Raw genomic sequence first — 15,367 nt, 5'->3', positions numbered from 1 at the left:
GTGTGTACAACTCGGGACTTGTCGCCTGCGCGGCCCGGCTGGAGTTGACCGGGCGGCAAGCCATGGCCAAGGATCGCCGGCATGCCTTCTGCCGTCTCGTCCTCTCAGGGTGCGGTCGCGGTGCTGCGGTTCGGGCGGCTCGCGGCGATGGGTACGGTCGCCGCGCTGATCGTGATCGCCGGCGTCTGGGGTTCCTGGGGAACCGCGCAGTACGTGATGCTGACCAAGGGGCGCGAGCAGGGCACGATCGAGGTGACCCGGTGCGGGGCGAAGACGTGCACCGGTCCGTTCACGCCGATGTCGGCCGGGGCGAGGCCCCGCAGGAGCGTGGTGCTCCAGAAGACGGTCGCGGTGCGGCGGGGGACGACGTACACGGTGGTCGTGAAGCCGGATTCGGACGATGTCGTGCGCTCGGGGCCGGCCGGGATTCTCTACGCGTGGGTGCCGCTGGGCGGGGCGCTGTTGCTGGCCGCGGTGGTGGTGGCGGGCGGACTGCGGCGGGCGCGGGCGGCGTGGGTGCTGGCGGGTGCGGGGACCGCTCTGCTGACGGCTGCTTTCCTGGTGCTGTGAGGGTGCTCGGGCGGCCCGCCTCAAGGGCCCCCCGCCTCCGCGCGTAGCCGTCGCCGTGTGCCGCCACAGGAGGGCCGGCTGCGGCCGGCGTACCGACATGGCAGTGCCCCGGGCCCGTGCGGGTCCCGGGGCACTGCCGTCTTCTCGAGGTCCTCAGCCGGTGTTGCGCAGGCCGGCCGCGACGCCGTTCACGGTCAGCAGCAGCGCCCGGGACAGCAGCGGGTCGGGTTCCGTGTCCGCGGCGGCCGCGTCGCGCTGCCGCTTGAGCAGGGCGACCTGGAGGTAGGAGATCGGGTCCAGGTAGGCGTCGCGGATGGCGAACGTCTGCCGCAGGACCGGCTGGGAGTCCAGCAGTTCCTGTTCCCCGGTGATGCGCAGCACCTCACGGACCGTCAGCTCGTGTTCGGCCTCGATCGTGGTGAACACGTGCTTGAGCTCGTCGGGGACGAGGGTGTCGACGTAGTGGCGGGCGATCCGCAGGTCGGTCTTGGCAAGGGTCATCTCGACGTTGGAGATGAAGTTGCCGAAGAAGTGCCACTGTTCGTGCATCTCTTCGAGCACGGTGTCCAGGCCGGCCTCGCGCAGTGCCTTGAGGCCGGAGCCGACGCCGAACCAGCCGGGCACGATCTGCCGGGACTGGGTCCATCCGAAGACCCAGGGGATGGCGCGCAGTCCGTCGAGTCCGGCACCGGAGTTCGGGCGCCGCGAGGGCCGGGAGCCGAGGTGGAGGTCGGCGAGCTGGTCGACGGGGGTGGAGGCGAAGAAGTACGCGGGCAGGTCGGGGTCCTCGACGAGCCTGCGGTAGGCGGCGTGGGCGGCGTCGGAGACGACGTCCATGGCCGCGTCCCAGCGGGCGAGGGCCTCGACGGACTGGCGGGGCGCGGTGTGCAGGGCGGAGGCCTGCAGGGTGGCGGCGACGGTCAGTTCGAGGTTCTCGCGGGCCAGGGACGGGATCAGGTACTTGTCGGAGATGACCTCGCCCTGCTCGGTGACCTTGATCTCGCCTTCGAGGGTGCCCCAGGGCTGCGCGAGGATCGCGTCGTGGGTGGGGCCGCCGCCGCGGCCGACGGTGCCGCCGCGGCCGTGGAAGAGCCGGAGCCGTACGCCGTAGCGGTGGGCGACGTCGCGCAGGCGGCGCTGGGCGCGGTGGATCTCCCACTGGGAGGTGGTGATGCCGCCGAACTTGGAGGAGTCGCTGTAGCCGAGCATGACCTCCTGAACGTCGCCGCGCAGGGCGACGAGCCTCCGGTAGGAGGGGTCGGAGAGCATGTCCTCGAGGATCGTGTCGGCGGCCTTCAGCTCGTCCGTCGTCTCCAGCAGCGGGACGATGCCGATCTTGGCCCAGCCGGCGTGCAGGTCGATCAGGCCGGCCTCGCGGGCGAGCACGGCGGCGGCGAACACGTCGTCGGCGCCCTGGCACATGGAGATGATGTAGGACTCGATGACCTCGGGTCCGAAGACCTTCAGGGCCCGCTTGACGGTCTCGAACACGCCGAGGGTCTTGGTGCCGGCCGTGTCCAGCGGGGCGGGAGTGGGGGCGAGCGGCCGGCGGGAGCGCAGTTCCTTGGCGAGGAGCTTGTGCCGGTACTCGCGCGGCATGTCGTCGTAGCGCCAGGACTCCTCGCCGAGCCGGTCGAAGAGCTGACCGAGGGCGTGGTGGTGGGCGTCGGCGTGCTCGCGGACGTCCATGGTGACCAGTTGGAGGCCGAAGGCGGCGAGGGTGCGGATGGTGCGGGTGAGCCGGCCGTCGGCGAACAGGCTGCCGCGGTGGGCGCGCAGCGAGGTCTGGATGATTCTGAGGTCGTGCAGCAGTTCGGCGGTGCCGAGGTAGTCGCGTCCCGGCTCGTGCTGGGTGCTCCTGGCCAGGCGCCGCTTGGTGTTGACGAGCTTCTGGCGGATGCAGGTGGCCTTGAGCCGGTAGGGTTCCTCGGCGTTGAGGCGCTTGTAGCGGGGGCTGATCTCGGGCAGCAGCTCGAGGTCGGCGCGCAGGGACTCCAGCAGGTCCTCGGTGGCGCCGGTGTAGCGGATGGACTGCGACAGCAGGCCGCGCAGTTCGTCGATCATCTCCAGCGCGTCGTTGATGCCGTGCTCGTGCTGGAGGATCAGCACCTCCCAGGTAACCTCGGGGGTCACGTTGGGGTTGCCGTCGCGGTCGCCGCCGATCCAGGTGCCGAAGGTGAGGGGGCGGGTCTCGTCGGGCAGCTTGACGCCGACGCGCTCCAGTTCGGCGCTGAGGTCCTCCAGGACGTCGCCGACGGCGCCGGCGTGCAGCTCGTCGAGGTAGTAAATGGCGTTGCGGGCCTCGTCGGCGGGTTCGGGGCGCACCACGCGCAGCTCGTCGGTCTGCCAGACGAGGTCGATGTTCTCGGCCAGGCGTGTGTCGTGGCGGCGGCGGTCGGCCTCGATGACGGGGGTCTCCAGGAGCACGGCGATGCGCCGGAGCTTGTTGAGGACCGAGCGGCGCGCGGCCTCGGTCGGGTGCGCCGTGAACACCGGGCGCACGTTGAGGTTCGTGACGGTCTCGCGCAGGTGGTCCGGGTCGGCGTCCTTGAGGCGGTCGGCCGTACGGGCGAGGAGTCCGCCCTCGGCGGCGCGGTGCGTGCGCAGTTCGCGGCCGCGGTGCACCTGCTCGGTGACGTTGGCCAGGTGGAAGTAGGTGGAGAAGGCGCGCACCAACTTGGCGGCGGTGTCCAGTTCGGTGCCGCGCAGCAGTTCCGCGGCTGCCTCCCCGTCCTCTCGGGTCAGCCGGCGGACCCGCTCGACCAGCTCCAGGAGCTCGGGTCCCTCCTGTCGGACGAGGGTCTCGCCGAGCAGATCGCCCAGTCGGCGGATATCGGCGCGCAGCTCACTGTTGGTCGTCGTGGTCTGGTCGTCGGCACTGCTCACAGGTGCGGCTCCTTGCGGTAATCAGGAGGTGCGTCGCGTCAGCGACTCCCTGGAAGGGCGGTGGTGGGCGACGGGTGGGGTCGTCTGGCAGGGGACCCGGACGAGTGCCGCGCGGCGGGTGCCGCATACGGACCGGGCATCCGGGAAGAAAACAGAGCGGACCGCGCTGTCCGACCGTCTTCAAGGATAGGTGTCCGGACGGACGCGCAGGCTCATGGGCTCTTGCCGCCGGGCAACGCACTGCCATACTTACGACGCCGTAGGTTACGGAACCGTAGGGGTGTCCCGCCGGATCGCGGGGGAACCCTGAGACCGTATCCGGGCACCTGCCTCAACCCTCGACCCCACAGGGGACGCCCCATGACCGCAAGCTCCGATGTGATGGAAGACGCCCCGAAGGCGAACGACGACACTGCGGTGTCCTCCGGCACCCTGGGCGGCGAGCAGAAGGGCTCGATCGAGCAGATCGCGCTGCTGTTGTTCATCATCGTCCCGTTCCTTGCGCTCGTCGCGGCGGTGCCGCTGGCCTGGGGCTGGGGCGTGAGCTGGCTCGACGTGGCCCTGCTGGTCTTCTTCTACTACCTGGGCTGCCACGGCATCACGATCGGTTTCCACCGCCACTTCACCCACAGTTCCTTCAAGGCGAATCGACCCTTGAAGATCGCGCTGGCGATCGCGGGTTCGATGGCCGTGGAGGGCCCCCTCGTGCGCTGGGTGGCCGACCATCGCAAGCACCACCAGTTCTCGGACGCGGAGGGCGACCCGCACTCTCCGTGGCGCTACGGTGAGACGCTTCCGGCTCTGATGAAGGGCCTGTGGTGGGCGCACATCGGCTGGCTGTTCGACGAGGAGCAGACGTCGCAGGAGAAGTACGCACCGGATCTGATCAAGGACCCGGCGCTGCGGGCGGTCTCCCGCCAGTTCGTGCTGTGGACCGGGCTGTCCCTGGCGCTGCCGCCGCTGATCGGCGGGCTGGTCACAATGTCCTGGTGGGGTGCCTTCACCGCGTTCTTCTGGGGCTCACTCGTCCGGGTGGCGCTGCTGCACCACGTGACCTGGTCGATCAACTCGATCTGCCACGCCGTGGGCAAGCGCCCGTTCAAGTCGCGCGACCGCTCCGGCAACGTGTGGTGGCTGGCGATCCTGTCCTGTGGCGAGTCCTGGCACAACCTGCACCACGCGGACCCCACGTCGGCGCGGCACGGGGTGGAGCGCGGCCAGCTCGACTCCTCGGCGCGGATCATCCGCTGGTTCGAGCAGCTCGGCTGGGCGTACGACGTGCGCTGGCCATCACGCTCGCGTATCGATTCCCGCCGCAGCACCGACGGGGACGGCTCCCGGCGCCGGAAGGTCACCGCTGACGCGGCATGATTGACGGGTGGCGACCGATTCCTCCAGCACCCCCAGCAACGAAAAGCCGCGGCGCACCCGTCGTACGCGGATGACCGGTGCGGAGCGCCGCCAGCAGCTGCTGGAGATCGGTCGTACGCTGTTCGCCGCCAAAGGGTTCGAGGGCACGTCGGTGGAGGAGATCGCGGCGAAGGCCGGGGTCTCCAAGCCGGTGGTGTACGAGCACTTCGGTGGCAAGGAGGGGCTGTACGCGGTGGTGGTGGACCGCGAGATGCGGCGCCTGCTGGACATGGTGACCGGTTCGCTCACCGCCGGGCACCCCCGGGAGCTGTGCGAACAGGCGGCCTTCGCGCTCCTGGACTACATCGAGGAGTACACGGACGGTTTCCGGATCCTGGTCCGTGACTCCCCCATCCCGCAGTCGACGGGAACCTTCGCCTCGCTCATCTCGGACATCGCCACGCAGGTGGAGGACATCCTGGGCCGCGAGTTCAAGAGCCGCGGCTTCGACCCCAAGCTGGCCCCTCTCTACGCACAGGCGCTGGTCGGCATGGTGGCGCTGACCGGCCAGTGGTGGCTGGACGTACGCCGCCCGAAGAAGGCCGAGGTGGCGGCGCATCTGGTGAACCTGGCGTGGCACGGACTGGACGGTCTCGAGCCGAAGCCGCGGCTGATAGGTCATCGCAAGAACTGAGGCGCGGCCGACGCGATCACCCGATCTGATGACCTTTGTCGGTTGCCGCCGCTACCGTGGGCACACGTGCCAGGAATCCCTGAACGCCCTCAAGCGGCCGTGACCACCGGCTCCAGGAACTCCAGCCGGTTCCCCACCGGGTCCTCCGAGTAGAAGCGGTGGTGTCCCGGCAGGTTGTCGTCCCAGGTCACCGGCGCCCCGAGCGCCGCGAGCCGGTCCGCATACGCCGTGATCCCGGTGACGCGGAGCCCGGGATGGGCCTTCCTCGCGGGCCGGAAGTCGCTCTCGATCCCCAGGTGCAGCTGCACGGCCCCTGCCTGGAACCAGCAGCCCCCGCGCGCGGCCAGTACTGGCGGCTTCGGGATCTCGGTCATGCCGAGGACGTCGACGTAGTACGCCCGCAGCAGGTCCTCCGAGCCGGGCGGGGCGGCCAGTTGGACGTGGTCGACGGCGGTCAGCACGGGTCAGGCCTCCTTCGTGGCGACGGCGAAGATCCGGCGGAACGGGAACACCGTTCCGTGCCCGGTCGCCGGGTACGCCTCCCGCAGCGCCGTCCGGTAGGCGGTGAGGAACTCCTCCGCCTCCTCCCCCAGCTCGGTCAGGACCGGCCGCAGTCCGGTGCCCTTCACCCAGTCCAGGACCGGGTCCTCGCCCTGCAGCAGATGCAGGTACGTCGTCTCCCAGACGTCGGCGGTGCAGCCGAGGTCGGTGAGGCGCGCCAGATAGGCCTCGGGGGTGAGGACCGCGTCGTCGTGGCGCAGGATGCCGGCGAGGCGGTCCTTCCAGCGGGCCGAGCCGGCGAGTTCCCGCATCAGCTGGTGGCTCGGCGAGTCGAAGTTGCCGGGGACCTGGAAGGCGAAGGTGCCGCCCGGCTTCAGCGCTGCGACCCAGTCGGCGAAACGACCGACGTGTCCGGGTACCCATTGCAGGGTGGCGTTGCTGATGATCAGGTCGCACGGCTCCGGGGGCGCCCAGGTGCGGGCGTCGGCGTGGGCGAAGTCGATGCGGCCGCCGCCCGGGGTGGGGCCCTCGTGGTCGGTGTGCGCCTTGTCGAGCATCTCGGGCGAGTTGTCGTACCCCGTGATGTGCGCGGAGGGCCAGCGGTCCGCGAGCAGGACGGTGACATTGCCGGGTCCGCAGCCCAGGTCGGCGATGCGGGGTGCGTCGCCGGGCAGTCCGGGAACACGGGCCAGCAGATCGGCGAAGGGGCGGGCGCGATGGCCGGCATGACGCAGGTACTGGCCGGGGTCCCAGGTGGTGGCGATGGGCATGGCAGCTCTCCTCACGGCGTACGGACACGTCGTCCCGTACGGAGACGTCGCCCCCGTTCGACGCCGCCTCCGTACGGAACATCATCCTCACCCCGAAGTATCTCGACGTCAAGAGACTCCATGTCAAGAGACTTCATGTCGACACAACCACTACACTGATCGCCATGGAGGACGAGGTCGATCGGCTGGTCGCGGCGTGGCGCCGGGAGCGCCCGGACCTCGACGTGGAACCGCTCGAAGTGCTCAGCCGCGTGAGCAGGCTGGCACGGCATCTGGACCGCGCGCGCCGGCTGGCGTTCGCCGAGCACAGCCTGGAGCCCTGGGAGTTCGACGTACTCACCGCGCTGAGGCGGGCCGGAGCTCCCTACCAGCTGTCCCCGGGACAGCTGCTGACGCAGACGCTGGTCACCTCCGGCACGATGACGAACCGCATCGACCGCCTGGCGAAGAAGGGCCTGGTCGAGCGGCTGCCCGACCCGAGCGACCGCCGGGGCGTGCTGGTGCGCCTCACGGACGAGGGCCGGGACCGGGCGGACCAGGCGCTCGCGGGACTGCTCGACCAGGAGCGCGCGATCCTGGCGGAGCTCAGCTCGGCCCAGCGCGGCGAACTGGCCGCGCTGCTACGCCAGCTGACCGCCCCGTTCGACAACATCCCCGGCTAGATCGACCGGTCCGACACCGGCGCGGCGGGCCAGGGCGACGGCGGCGAGCGTCGAGTGGACGCCCAGTTTGCCCAGCACGTTCTGCATATGGGTGCGGACGGTGTGCGGGGAGAGGTACAGCCGCTCGGCGACGGCCTTGCGGCCCAGGCCCGCGACCATGCACCGCAGCACCTCCCGCTCCCGCGGCGTCAGGGACTCCACCAGCCGTTCGCTCTCGGTGCGGTGCTTGCGGGCCGCGGTCAGCTCGCGCAGCACACCGGTGAGCAGGGCCGGCGGAAGGTGCGTCTCGTCCCGCAGCACGCCCCGGATGACGGTGAGCAGCCGGGACAGCGAGCAGTCCTTGGCGACCCAGCCGGACGCGCCGGCCTGCAGGGCGAGGGCCGCGCGGCGCGGGTCGTCCTTCTCGGCGAGGACGACGGTCCGTACGCTCGGCTGCCCGGAACGGACCCCGGCGACAAGGGAGATGCCGTCGACGAGCCCGTCCTCGTTACCCTCCTGGACGGGCACCGCGGCGCGCGAGCCGGGGACGTTGCCCCCGAGGTCCGCGTCGACGAGCATCACGTCGAATCTGCGGCCCTCCGCGGCCGCCCGATCCAGGCAGCGCAGCGCGGCCGGACCGCTGCCCGCCGCGGACACGTCGACGTCGGGCTCGGCCGCCAGCGCGGCTGCGAGCGACTCGGCGAAGATGCGATGGTCGTCGACGACCAGGACTCGGATACGAACCACTCAAACCCCCACTGCTCGGGGGACGACCCACGCGGGTACGGCGCCCTGAGTACTCCCCGGTCATGTCACCTGGGACAGGGCGACGCAGCCGCACGGCCGCCGCCGTGCTGGAACTGCTACCCCCACTCCGGGCGTCGTACCCGACTGTCTCGCCCCCTGATCAGCACCGGCCCCCACCGGCGCTGTTCACAGGGTAGGGCCAGGGGCCGGGAGCGGAAGGATATTTGCAGAACTGGTTGGCCAGCGCGTTTAGGGTGAGCCGCATGTTTCGTATCGAGACGGAAGTCGACAGGGAGCGGCGGGATCTGCTCCGCGCCCGACTGCGCGAGACGAACACGGCGGCGTCCCCGGTGCTGCGCGCGCTGCGCGGAACCCCTGGTGAACGCGAAGTCCCGCTCCACGTATGGGCGTTGGACGCGACAGGGGAGCTGGCGGGCGGTCTGGTCGGACACACCTGGACGACGTGGCTGCACATCGCCTACCTGTGGGTGGACGGCCGCCACCGTGGCGCGGGCCTCGGCACCCGCCTCCTGGCCGAGGCGGAGCACGTTGCGCACGAGGGGCGCGGATGCACGGCCGCGCGCCTGGAGACATGGGACTTCCAGGCGCCGGAGTTCTACAAGAAGCACGGCTACGACGTGGTGTGCGTGATCCCCGACTACCCGCCGGGGATCACGGAGTACACGTTGACCAAGCGGCTCAGCCGAGCCGGCGGGCTCCCGCCGACGGCGCCGCCGGGAACACCCGGGGGGCCGTGAAACCGGCGCCGGCGAACGCTTCTTCGATCGCCTTCGTGATCGTGTCCGTGTCGGATGCCTCCACGAGCACGATCGCCGAACCGCCGAAGCCGCCGCCCGTCATCCGGGCGCCGAGTGCGCCGGAGGCGTTCGCCGTCTCCACCACCAGGTCCAGTTCGGGGCAGGAGATGCGCAGATCGTCCCTGAGGGAGACATGGCCCTCCGTCAGCACGGGACCGATCGCCCGGACGTCGCCCGCGTCCAGCAGGGCGACGACCCGGTCGACGCGGTGGTCGTCCGAGACCACGTGGCGCACATAGCGCCGTACCCGCTCGTCGGACAGACGCGCGAGTGCGGAGTCCAGGTCCTCGTAGGCGACGTCCCGCAGGTGCGAGACCCCGAGCTGCCGCGCACCCTCCTCGCACCCCGCGCGCCGCTCGGCGTACGCCCCGTCGCCCAGCGCGTGCTTGACGCGGGTGTCCACGACGAGCAGCGCGAGGTCCTGGGCGGCCAGGTCGAAGGGGATCTGGCGGATCGAGAGGTCACGGCAGTCGAGGTGCAGGGCGCTGCCCTCGTCGCTGCAGGCCGACGCCATCTGGTCCATGACGCCGCACGGCACGCCAACGAAGTCGTTCTCGGCGCGCTGGGCGAGCCTGGCCAGCTCGGGGCGGCTCAGGCCGAGGCCGAACAGGTCGTTGAACGCGAGGGCGGTGACCACCTCGAGGGCCGCCGAGGACGACAGGCCGGCGCCGGTCGGCACGGTCGAGGACAGATGGAGGTCGGCGCCGGTGATCACATGGCCGGCCTCGCGCAGCACCCAGACGACACCAGCCGGGTAGGCGGCCCAGCTGGTGTTCGTCAGCGGCCGCAGCTCGTCCACGCGCAGTTCGACGACCGGGCCCCCGATGTCCGCCGAGTGCAGCCGCAGCACCCCGTCGGTGCGGCGCGAGACCGCCGCGACCGCCGTGTGCGGCAGGGCGAACGGCATCACGAACCCCTCGTTGAAGTCCGTGTACTCACCGATCAGATTGACCCGGCCCGGAGCCGCCCAGACGCCCTCGGGGGCGCTGCCGAACAGTTCCTCGAAGCCCTCGCGTACGCCCATCTACTGCTCCCTTGCGACGTTCTGCGCGAACTCCCACGCGTCCGCGACGATCCCCGCGAGGTCCGCGCGGGACGGGTTCCAGCCGAGGCGCTCCCGGGCCGTGGCCGCGGAGGCGACCAGGACCGCCGGGTCGCCGCCCCGGCGCGGGGCCGCGACCTCGGGGATCGGGTGCCCGGTGACCTGGCGCACCGTCTCGATGACCTCGCGCACCGAGAAGCCGTTGCCGTTGCCGAGGTTGCAGATCAGGTGCTCGCCGGAGGTGGCGGCGTCGAGCGCCAGCAGGTGCGCCTCGGCCAGGTCCGCGACGTGGATGTAGTCGCGGATGCAGGTGCCGTCGGGCGTCGGGTAGTCGTCACCGAAGACCGAGATGGCCTCCCGCCGGCCCTGCGCGACCTGGAGCACGAGCGGGATCAGGTGGGACTCCGGGTTGTGGCGCTCGCCGTAGGCGCCGTAGGCGCCCGCCACGTTGAAGTAGCGCAGGGACACGGCGCCCAGGCCGTGGGCGGTCGCCTCGCCTGTGATCATGTGGTCGACGGCGAGCTTCGAGGCGCCGTAGGGGGAGGTCGGCGCGGTCGGGTCGGTCTCGGTGATCGGGGTGTTCACCGGCTCGCCGTAGGTCGCCGCGGTGGAGGAGAAGACGAGCTTGCGCACGCCCGCCTCCCGCATCGCGCCGAGCAGCGCCATGGTGCCGCCGACGTTGTTGTCCCAGTACTTCTCCGGTTTCACGACCGACTCGCCGACCTGAGAGAACGCGGCGAAGTGCAGGACCGCGTCGTAGGAGGAATCCAGCCATTTGGCCGCATCGCGGATGTCGCCCTCGACGAAGGAAGCACCGGCCGGCACACCCTCGCGGAAGCCGGTCGAGAGGTTGTCGAGGACGACGACCTCGTGGCCCGCCTCCAGCAGATGCTGCGCGACCACACTGCCCACATAGCCCGCGCCGCCCGTGACCAGGTACTTCCCACTCATGAACTCGCTACCTCTCGCATTCGCTGGGCCGCGGCTTCCGGCGGCACGTCGTTGATGAACACGTTCATGCCGGACTCGGAACCCGCGAGGAACTTCAGCTTGCCGGAAGTGCGGCGAATGGTGAAAAGCTCGAGGTGGAGCGCGAAGTCGTCCCTGGTCACGCCCTCGAAGTCGGCCAGCGTACCGAACGGCGCCTGGTGCCAGGCGGCGATGTACGGCGTCGAGGACTCGACCACGGCGTTCTCCCCGCCAGTGCGCACCGAGCCGTACCCCTCGTCGAAGATCCGGTCGAAGCGCCTCAAGAGTTCCAGATAGACCTTGGGGAATTCTGTGCGGGCCGCCTCGTCCAGCGCGAGCAGGTCCGGGACGCGCCGGCGGGGGTAGAGATGGACCTCGTAGGGCCAGTGCGCGGCGTACGGCACGAAGGCCACCCAGTGGTCGCTCGCCAGGACGACGCGCTCGCCGGCGAGCTCGCGTTCCAGCACGGCATCGAACAGGTTCTCCCCGCCACTCGCCTCCTTGTGGGCGGCGAGCGATCCGAGCATCAAGGCGGTGCGGGGGGTGGTGAAGGGGTAGGCGTAGATCTGACCGTGCGGGTGACCGAGAGTCACTCCGATCTCCCGGCCGCGGTTCTCGAAGCAGAACACCTGCTCGACGGCGGGCAGATGGGACAGCTCCGCGGTGCGATCGGTCCAGGCGTCCAGGACCAGGCCGGCCTGTTCCTCGGTCAGATCGGCGAAGGAGGCGTTGTGGTCGGAGGTGAAGCAGACGACCTCGCAGCGGCCGAAGTCGCCGGCGAGCGAGGGGAAGCGGTTCTCGAAGACGACCACGTCGTACGAGGAGTCCGGGATCTCGCTCAAGTGCTCGCCTCTGGACGGGCACAGGGGGCACTGGTCGGCGGGCGGGAGGTAGGTGCGGCCCTGCCGGTGGGAGGCCACGGCGACCGAGTCGCCCAGCAGCACATCCCGGCGGATCTCGGAGGTCGTGACGGTCCGCTCCAGCGGCCGGCGGTCCACCGAGTCCCGCACGGTGTCGTCGCGCAGGTCGTAGTAGATGAGCTCACGACCGTCGGCCAGCCGGGTCGAGGTCTTCTTCACGACACCTTGCCTTTCTGCAGTACTGCCGGACTCCTCGTCCGCACCGGACCACTCATCAAACATAACCCAACACAACAAACCACAACGCACCACCAGCGTCAACATCACAATCAAACAAAGGGCATCATCAGAAGTGTTCAAATAACGAACATTGAGGCGCAGATTCCGAACTGATTGATTCACGCAACGAAGCGAGTACGCATGCAAACCCCCACATACCTCGCCACCGGGCTACGGCTCCCCACGAACGGGCTCGACTACACGATCCTCGGGATCTACTTCGCAGTGGTGCTGGGCATCGGCTTCGCTGCCCGGCGGTCGGTGAAGACCAGCCTCGACTTCTTCCTGTCCGGGCGCTCGCTGCCCGCCTGGATCACGGGACTCGCGTTCATCTCCGCCAACCTGGCCGCCACCGAGATCCTCGGCATGGCCGCCAACAGCGCGCAGTACGGCGCCTACACCGTCCACTGGTACTGGATCGGCGCCATCCCTGCCATGGTGTTCCTGGGCCTGGTGATGATGCCCTTCTACTACGGGTCCAAGGTCCGCTCGGTCCCCGAGTTCCTGTTGCTCCGCTTCGACAAGGGGGCGCACCTGCTGAGTTCGATCCTGTTCGCATTCGCAGCCATCCTGATCGCGGGTGTGAACCTCTACGCCCTCGCGATCGTGGTCGAGGCGCTGCTCGGCTGGCCGCAGTGGGTGGCGATCGTGGTCGCCGGATTCTTCGTCCTCGCGTACATCACCCTCGGCGGACTGTCGTCCGCGATCTACAACGAGGTGCTCCAGTTCTTCGTGATCCTGGCCGCCCTCATCCCGCTCACCGTGCTCGGTCTGAAGAAGGTCGGCGGCTGGGACGGCCTGACCGACAAGCTCAGCACGGCCCACGGCCACAACTTCACCACCGCCTGGGGCGGCACCGGCATCGGACACGTCAATGCGCTGGGCGCCAACTGGCTGACCATCGTCCTCGGCCTCGGCTTCGTGCTGTCCTTCGGCTACTGGACGACCAACTTCGCCGAGGTGCAGCGCGCCCTGTCCGCGAAGAACCTCTCCGCCGCCCAGCGCACCCCCCTGATTGCCGCCTACCCGAAGATCTTCATCGTCTTCCTGGTGATGATCCCGGGCCTGGTCGCCGCCGCCCTGGTGCCGAAGATCGGCACCCCGGGCTCGGGCCTGCAGTACAACGACGCGATCCCGTACCTGATGCAGGAGCTGCTGCCCAACGGCGTGCTCGGCATCGCGGTGACCGGTCTGCTGGCGGCCTTCATGGCCGGTATGGCGGCCAATGTCTCGTCCTTCAACACGGTGTTCACCAACGACATCTGGGCCAAGTACGTGGTCCGGCACCGCGAGGACGAGTACTACGTGAGGTTCGGACGGCTGATCACCGCGATCGGTGTGCTCGCGTCGGTCGGCACGGCGTTCCTGGCCTCGTCGTTCTCCAACATCATGAGCTACCTGCAGACGCTGTTCTCCTTCTTCAACGTGCCGATGTTCGTGGTGTTCATCGTCGGCATGTTCTGGAAGCGCGCGTCCGCGAAGTCCGGCTTCTGGGGCCTGCTCGCCGGCACGGTGACCGCCATGGTCAACTACTTCGTCGTCTACAAGCAGGGCATCATCGCCATCCCCACCGACCAGGGCGCCAACTTCGTCTCCGCGATCGCCGGTTTCGTGGCCGGTGCCGTCGTCATGGTGGCCGTCTCGCTGTTCACCAAGCCGAAGCCCGAGGAGAGCCTCCAAGGCCTGGTCTACGGCACCCGCTCCCCCGGTATGGCCGAGGCGCCCGCCAAGGGCGACGACGCCTGGTACCGCAAGCCGGCCCTGCTGGGCTGGGGCGCCGTCGTCCTCGCCGCCGCCTGCTACATCCCGTTCTCGCTCTGACCGCGGGAGGATTGAGAGACCATGTCCGAGTACTCCGAGCATGACGTCCAGCGCGCGGTCACCGATCTGGAGGGCAAGTCCGCGACCGCTGCCCGGATCTTCGACCTGCGCCGCATCATCGGCGGCCTCTTCGTGATCTACGGCGTCATCGTCATGATCGCGGGCTTCACCGCCTCCGACGCCGAGATCCACAAGGCCCAGGGCGTCAACATCAACCTGTGGACCGGCCTGGGGATGCTGCTCCTCGGCCTGTTCTTCCTCGTCTGGATGAAGCTGCGCCCGGCGGCCGCACCGGTCGCGGACGAGAAGCCGACGGAGTGACGCCGGGGGCGTGCCCCGGGTCGCCCCGCCAGGGGTGATGTGCCGGGCTACCGCGTGACCTCCCCGCGCCCGCCCTGGGCGCGGAGACCGCGCACCGGCGCTCCTGGCGGACCGCCCGAGCCCCGCACCCCGCGGACCGTCCCGGCGATCCGGCGCCGCTCACTCCGCGCGTGGCGGCGCCGCGTCGCGTGGGCCCGCGCGGTCCAGCCATCCGGCGTTGCTCACTCCGCGTGTGGCGATGCCGCGTCGCGTGGGCCCGCGCGGTCCAGCAGTCCCGTGCGGGCCGCGAGCGCGGCAGCCTCCAGGCGGGAGCCCACACCGAGTTTCATCAGGACCCGCTGGACATGGGTGCGGGCCGTCGACGGGGCGATGCCCATACCGGCCGCGATCAGCCGTGTGTCCTCGCCGTCCGCGACCCGTACGAGGACCTCCACCTCGCGCGGAGTCAGCATCTGCAGCAGGCGCTGCCCCTCGTCGTCGGGCTGGGTCGCCGGATTGAGCAGCTCGCTGAACGCGCCCTGCAGGAGCTGCGGTGCCACCGCCGCCTCACCGGCCCGCGCCTTCATGATCGCCCGCTCGACGCCCTCGATGCGCTCGTCGTGCCGTACATAGCCCGAGGCCCCGGCGGCGAACGCGGCCGCTATGCCGCGCGGATTCGGCACCGGCCCGAGGACCAGTACCGCCACCTGCGGACGTTCCCGCTTGATCCGCACCACCGGGTCGAAGGCCCCCGGGTCCGCGGGAGTGGCCGTCCCCATCAGGCACACCTCGGGCGCCCTGGTGATCACCAGTTCCGCCGCACCCGCCGTGGGCGCCGCCGCGGCCAGTACACGGTGTCCTCGCAGCTTCAGCGCCGAGGCCAGCGCCTCGGCGAGCAACCGGTGGTCGTCGACCACCATCAGCCGCACTCCCATCGAGCAACCCCCCAGTCCCCCCATGGATGCCCACTATGGATGCCCACTGGGCGGCACGGACACAAGCCCCCGGTCACACCCCCGGGACTTCATGTCCCCGGAAGCTACACGCTTGTTCGACGTTGCGCTCCCCTTACCGGGGGAAAGTGCCCCGGATTACCGACATCCCGCCCATACGCACTCT

At 70.0% G+C, this 15,367-nt stretch carries 15 protein-coding genes; 7 read left to right on the top strand and 8 right to left on the bottom strand.

The annotated features are described in order from the left end of the window. Positions 1-81 precede the first annotated feature (81 nt). The gene (locus tag ACQEXA_RS33525) at positions 82-570 is read left to right on the top strand and encodes a hypothetical protein (RefSeq protein WP_432928583.1); all 489 of its coding nucleotides are present in this window, start codon (positions 82-84) and stop codon (positions 568-570) included. A gap of 153 nt (positions 571-723) precedes the next feature. Here the strand turns inward: ACQEXA_RS33525 and ppc are convergent, their stop codons facing one another. Continuing rightward, positions 724-3,456, bottom strand: a complete 2,733-nt coding sequence (gene ppc, locus ACQEXA_RS33520; protein ID WP_432928585.1) for a phosphoenolpyruvate carboxylase — start codon at positions 3,454-3,456, stop codon at positions 724-726. Positions 3,457-3,816: 360 nt separating this feature from the next. Between ppc and ACQEXA_RS33515 the strand changes: the two genes are divergently transcribed. Together ACQEXA_RS33515 and ACQEXA_RS33510 are read left to right on the top strand one after the other, a co-directional pair. Then, positions 3,817-4,827, top strand: a complete 1,011-nt coding sequence (locus ACQEXA_RS33515; RefSeq protein WP_432928587.1) for an acyl-CoA desaturase — start codon at positions 3,817-3,819, stop codon at positions 4,825-4,827. 7 nt (positions 4,828-4,834) lie between these two features. After that, positions 4,835-5,500 (top strand): TetR/AcrR family transcriptional regulator, encoded by a 666-nt coding sequence (locus ACQEXA_RS33510; protein WP_359400385.1) that lies wholly within the window; start codon positions 4,835-4,837, stop codon positions 5,498-5,500. A gap of 89 nt (positions 5,501-5,589) precedes the next feature. Here the strand turns inward: ACQEXA_RS33510 and ACQEXA_RS33505 are convergent, their stop codons facing one another. Both ACQEXA_RS33505 and ACQEXA_RS33500 read right to left on the bottom strand, forming a co-directional pair. Further along, on the bottom strand, positions 5,590-5,961 hold the full coding sequence (locus tag ACQEXA_RS33505) for a glyoxalase (RefSeq protein WP_432928589.1): 372 nt from the start codon (positions 5,959-5,961) through the stop codon (positions 5,590-5,592). Positions 5,962-5,964: 3 nt separating this feature from the next. Beyond that, positions 5,965-6,771, bottom strand: coding sequence for a trans-aconitate 2-methyltransferase (locus tag ACQEXA_RS33500; RefSeq protein ID WP_432928591.1), 807 nt, complete (start codon positions 6,769-6,771; stop codon positions 5,965-5,967). A 164-nt stretch (positions 6,772-6,935) separates the two neighbouring features. Between ACQEXA_RS33500 and tamR the strand changes: the two genes are divergently transcribed. Next, positions 6,936-7,433 (top strand): MarR family transcriptional regulator TamR, encoded by a 498-nt coding sequence (tamR, locus tag ACQEXA_RS33495; protein WP_432928593.1) that lies wholly within the window; start codon positions 6,936-6,938, stop codon positions 7,431-7,433. Here the strand turns inward: tamR and ACQEXA_RS33490 are convergent. Beyond that, positions 7,392-8,159 (bottom strand): response regulator transcription factor, encoded by a 768-nt coding sequence (locus tag ACQEXA_RS33490; RefSeq protein ID WP_359400397.1) that lies wholly within the window; start codon positions 8,157-8,159, stop codon positions 7,392-7,394. The two genes, tamR and ACQEXA_RS33490, sit on opposite strands and share 42 nt — an antisense overlap. A 263-nt stretch (positions 8,160-8,422) precedes the next feature. Here ACQEXA_RS33490 and ACQEXA_RS33485 point away from each other — a divergent pair, with 263 nt between their 5' ends. Beyond that, positions 8,423-8,917 (top strand): GNAT family N-acetyltransferase, encoded by a 495-nt coding sequence (locus ACQEXA_RS33485; RefSeq protein ID WP_432928595.1) that lies wholly within the window; start codon positions 8,423-8,425, stop codon positions 8,915-8,917. On the opposite strand, the gene galK is transcribed toward ACQEXA_RS33485, so the two are convergent. From galK to galT, 3 genes are read right to left on the bottom strand one after another with little or no spacing between them, the layout of a single operon-like run. Beyond that, on the bottom strand, positions 8,859-10,001 hold the full coding sequence (gene galK / locus ACQEXA_RS33480; protein ID WP_432928597.1) for a galactokinase: 1,143 nt from the start codon (positions 9,999-10,001) through the stop codon (positions 8,859-8,861). The two genes, ACQEXA_RS33485 and galK, sit on opposite strands and share 59 nt — an antisense overlap. Beyond that, on the bottom strand, positions 10,002-10,970 hold the full coding sequence (gene galE, locus ACQEXA_RS33475) for a UDP-glucose 4-epimerase GalE (protein ID WP_360997933.1): 969 nt from the start codon (positions 10,968-10,970) through the stop codon (positions 10,002-10,004). After that, positions 10,967-12,067 (bottom strand): galactose-1-phosphate uridylyltransferase, encoded by a 1,101-nt coding sequence (galT, locus tag ACQEXA_RS33470; protein WP_432928599.1) that lies wholly within the window; start codon positions 12,065-12,067, stop codon positions 10,967-10,969. The genes galE and galT overlap by 4 nt, the downstream gene beginning before the upstream one ends. A 201-nt stretch (positions 12,068-12,268) precedes the next feature. On the opposite strand from galT, the gene ACQEXA_RS33465 reads away from it, so the two are divergent. Both ACQEXA_RS33465 and ACQEXA_RS33460 read left to right on the top strand, forming a co-directional pair. Continuing rightward, a complete protein-coding gene (locus ACQEXA_RS33465) occupies positions 12,269-13,948 on the top strand; it encodes a sodium:solute symporter family protein (RefSeq protein WP_432928601.1) in 1,680 nt (559 codons plus the stop codon). A 21-nt stretch (positions 13,949-13,969) separates the two neighbouring features. Next, positions 13,970-14,269, top strand: coding sequence for a hypothetical protein (locus tag ACQEXA_RS33460; RefSeq protein ID WP_432928603.1), 300 nt, complete (start codon positions 13,970-13,972; stop codon positions 14,267-14,269). 221 nt (positions 14,270-14,490) lie between these two features. On the opposite strand, the gene ACQEXA_RS33455 is transcribed toward ACQEXA_RS33460, so the two are convergent. After that, positions 14,491-15,183: a helix-turn-helix transcriptional regulator gene (locus ACQEXA_RS33455; RefSeq protein WP_432939223.1), complete on the bottom strand. Its 693-nt coding sequence runs from the start codon at positions 15,181-15,183 to the stop codon at positions 14,491-14,493. Positions 15,184-15,367 lie beyond the last annotated feature (184 nt).

Source organism: Streptomyces sp. CA-106110, assembly GCF_050936285.1.
GTDB lineage: Bacteria > Actinomycetota > Actinomycetes > Streptomycetales > Streptomycetaceae > Streptomyces.
This window is presented reverse-complemented; position numbering and strand designations above follow the sequence as displayed.

What these genes read in the sequence shown, in the direction of transcription:
- ACQEXA_RS33485 (WP_432928595.1), top strand. Translation starts at nt 8,423, where the DNA reads ATGTTTCGTATCGAGACGGAAGTCGACAGGGAGCGGCGGGATCTGCTC.
- ACQEXA_RS33525 (WP_432928583.1), top strand. Translation starts at nt 82, where the DNA reads ATGCCTTCTGCCGTCTCGTCCTCTCAGGGTGCGGTCGCGGTGCTGCGG.
- ACQEXA_RS33455 (WP_432939223.1), bottom strand. Translation starts at nt 15,183, where the DNA reads ATGGGAGTGCGGCTGATGGTGGTCGACGACCACCGGTTGCTCGCCGAG.
- ACQEXA_RS33465 (WP_432928601.1), top strand. Translation starts at nt 12,269, where the DNA reads ATGCAAACCCCCACATACCTCGCCACCGGGCTACGGCTCCCCACGAAC.
- ACQEXA_RS33515 (WP_432928587.1), top strand. Translation starts at nt 3,817, where the DNA reads ATGACCGCAAGCTCCGATGTGATGGAAGACGCCCCGAAGGCGAACGAC.
- ACQEXA_RS33500 (WP_432928591.1), bottom strand. Translation starts at nt 6,771, where the DNA reads ATGCCCATCGCCACCACCTGGGACCCCGGCCAGTACCTGCGTCATGCC.
- ACQEXA_RS33460 (WP_432928603.1), top strand. Translation starts at nt 13,970, where the DNA reads ATGTCCGAGTACTCCGAGCATGACGTCCAGCGCGCGGTCACCGATCTG.
- galE (WP_360997933.1), bottom strand. Translation starts at nt 10,970, where the DNA reads ATGAGTGGGAAGTACCTGGTCACGGGCGGCGCGGGCTATGTGGGCAGT.
- galK (WP_432928597.1), bottom strand. Translation starts at nt 10,001, where the DNA reads ATGGGCGTACGCGAGGGCTTCGAGGAACTGTTCGGCAGCGCCCCCGAG.
- tamR (WP_432928593.1), top strand. Translation starts at nt 6,936, where the DNA reads ATGGAGGACGAGGTCGATCGGCTGGTCGCGGCGTGGCGCCGGGAGCGC.